Source organism: Micromonospora deserti (assembly GCF_003236335.1).
Classification (GTDB): domain Bacteria; phylum Actinomycetota; class Actinomycetes; order Mycobacteriales; family Micromonosporaceae; genus Micromonospora; species Micromonospora deserti.
In genome coordinates, this window is sequence record NZ_POUB01000471.1 from 1 (window position 1) to 2121 (window position 2121).

3 protein-coding genes are annotated in these 2121 nt (G+C 75.9%); all 3 read right to left on the reverse strand.

Features of this window, described 5'->3' with window-relative positions:
- Positions 1–81: 81 nt before the first annotated feature.
- The 3 genes from C1I99_RS31240 to C1I99_RS31250 all read right to left on the reverse strand — a co-directional run bounded on the left by C1I99_RS31240 (position 82) and on the right by C1I99_RS31250 (position 2050).
- Positions 82–324 carry a hypothetical protein gene (locus tag C1I99_RS31240; RefSeq protein ID WP_111137728.1) on the reverse strand — a complete coding sequence of 81 codons (243 nt, stop codon included), beginning with the start codon at positions 322–324 and terminating at the stop codon, positions 82–84.
- 20 nt (positions 325–344) lie between these two features.
- Positions 345–1352: a LysR family transcriptional regulator gene (locus C1I99_RS31245; protein WP_111137729.1), complete on the reverse strand. Its 1008-nt coding sequence runs from the start codon at positions 1350–1352 to the stop codon at positions 345–347.
- 89 nt (positions 1353–1441) lie between these two features.
- Entirely contained in the window at positions 1442–2050 is a 609-nt protein-coding gene (locus C1I99_RS31250) for a hemerythrin domain-containing protein (RefSeq protein WP_111137730.1), read from the reverse strand.
- Positions 2051–2121: the final 71 nt, after the last annotated feature.

The following is a 2121-nucleotide window of genomic DNA, read 5'->3' on the forward strand; positions in this document are numbered from 1 at the left end:
CCCCCACCCCCGGCTGGCGGGCTGGTAACTCGGCAGCCTGCGGCAGCACCCTGAATGGGGGTGAGCCGGGCGGCTCACGTGTCAGCCCTGGTCGGATTCGAGGCTGGGGATGGTGAGACCGGCGACGTCGGCGGCGGTCTCCCGGTCGGCGCGCGCCCGCTCCTCGCGGGTGAGCAGGTTGGCGTACTCGGTGATGTCGGCCGGGTCGGGCACCTGCGGTAGGCGGCGCAGGAAGCTCTCCACGTCCCGGGCGGCGGCGGTGTGCGCGGCGGCCGCCTGGCGGAGCAGTTCCCGGTCGTCGGCGGCGGGGTAGAGGTCGGTCATGTCCGCCCAGATACCCGTCGCTACGCGGTTCGCACCCCGTTGGCGCCGGCGACCGGTCCGGTCGTCGCCGGGCCCCGCACCCCGAAGCCCGGGTTGCCCAGCAGCCAGGACAGATACCTCGGATGTGCCGCCAGCGAGTCGGTGTACGCCGCCAGTGCCGTCTCCAGCACCAGGTCGGCGACCCGGGCGGCGGGCGCGTCCGGGTGCCAGCCCAGGAGCAGCCGCCAGCGCAGCGGCGTCCCGGTCAGCCGCCGGGTCACCAGGCCGGCGACCGGGCGGAAGGTGGCCTGGCACAGGGCCACCGCCTCGCCCGCGTCCACCATGTCGATGCAGACCCGTACGTCGGCCTCGTACACCTTTCGGGGGGTGAAGCCGGCGCGGGCGCAGGCGGCGGCGAAGCAGTCGCCGAAGCAGCCGTCGCCCGGCGCGGCCACCCACTGCTCGTGGCGCAGGTCGACCAGGCGCACCTCGTCCCGGTCGGCCAGCGGGTGGGTCTCCGGCAGCATCACCAGCACCGGGTCGACCGACACCTCCCGCCAGCACAGCCCGCTCTCCGCCGGCGGGGTGGCGTCGCCGCACACCCCGATCAGCGCGAAGTCCAGCCGCCCGCCGGCCACCAGCTGGGCCAGCTCGTCGGCCGACCAGGAGGCGTGGGTGGTGATCTGGGCCTGCGGCTGCTCGGCGGCGAGCCGGTGCACCAGCCGGCCAAGGATCGGGCTGTTCACCCCGCCGAACCGGTACCGCCGTCGGGTGTCCCCGGCGCCGGCCAGCCGCGCCGCCTCGTCCTGGAGGCCCTTCATCGCCGGCAGCAGCACCCGGGCCCGAGCGAGCACCAGCTCGCCGAGGGCGGTCGGGCGGGCGCCGCGACGGTCCCGCTCGAACAACGGGCCGCCCAGCGTCCGTTCGATGCGCTGGAGCTGGGCGGTGAGCGCCGGCTGGGCCAGCCCCAGCGTCGACGCCGCCTTGGTCACGCTCCCAGTTTCCGCGATCGCGCAGAGCACCCGCAGGTGTCGCAGCTCCAGATTCATAGAGTGACGGTAGGACCGCCACGCGGCCGGCGGAAGGCCCCGGACGGATCAACGGTCCCCGATGTCCGGTCGATCCGGTGTGGTGATGGTCACGCGTCGGCACGGCCCGCCGGCGGCGCCGGCAGATCGGCCAGGTACGTGCGGCGGCCGCTGACCACGTCGCGTACCTTGTCGAGCACGCCGAGCGCCGGCTCGACGATCCGGTTCCACGGCGGGGTCGCCGGAGTGCCCGGGTGCGGCCGGGTCGGCGCCGCCTCCTCGGCGATCTCCAGCCGGTTGCCCAGCCGGATCAGCTCCTCCGTGCTGGCCGCCTCGCACAGCGCCGCCACCAGCGCGCCGACCTCGCCGACGTGCCGGCGTATCCGCTCGGCGACCGCGGCGAGCCCGTGGTCGGCCGGCTCCTTCAGGGCGGTGAGCAGGGCGGCGTCGGCGTTGATGACTCGGTCGACCCGCGCTCCGGGTACGGCGGCGCGGACGGCGGGCAGCAGGTACTGCTCCTCGGCGGAGAGGTGCCGCGACAGCGCGGCGGTGAGCACCTCCCGGCCGCGCTCCGGCCCGGGTTCCGGGTCGGTCAGCCGCCGCACCAGCTCCAGCAGCTGCCGGTGCTCGGCGTCGACGATGTCGGCGACACTGCGCCCGCCCGGCCGGTAGCCGGCCGCGGCGGGGATGGGCGGCAGCGGCGGTAGGGGGATCCCCATGGTGCCCTCCTCGGCGGACGGAGCACAGCGGACGGCGGCTGCGGTCGTCATCGGCGGTACCCGCCCGGCAC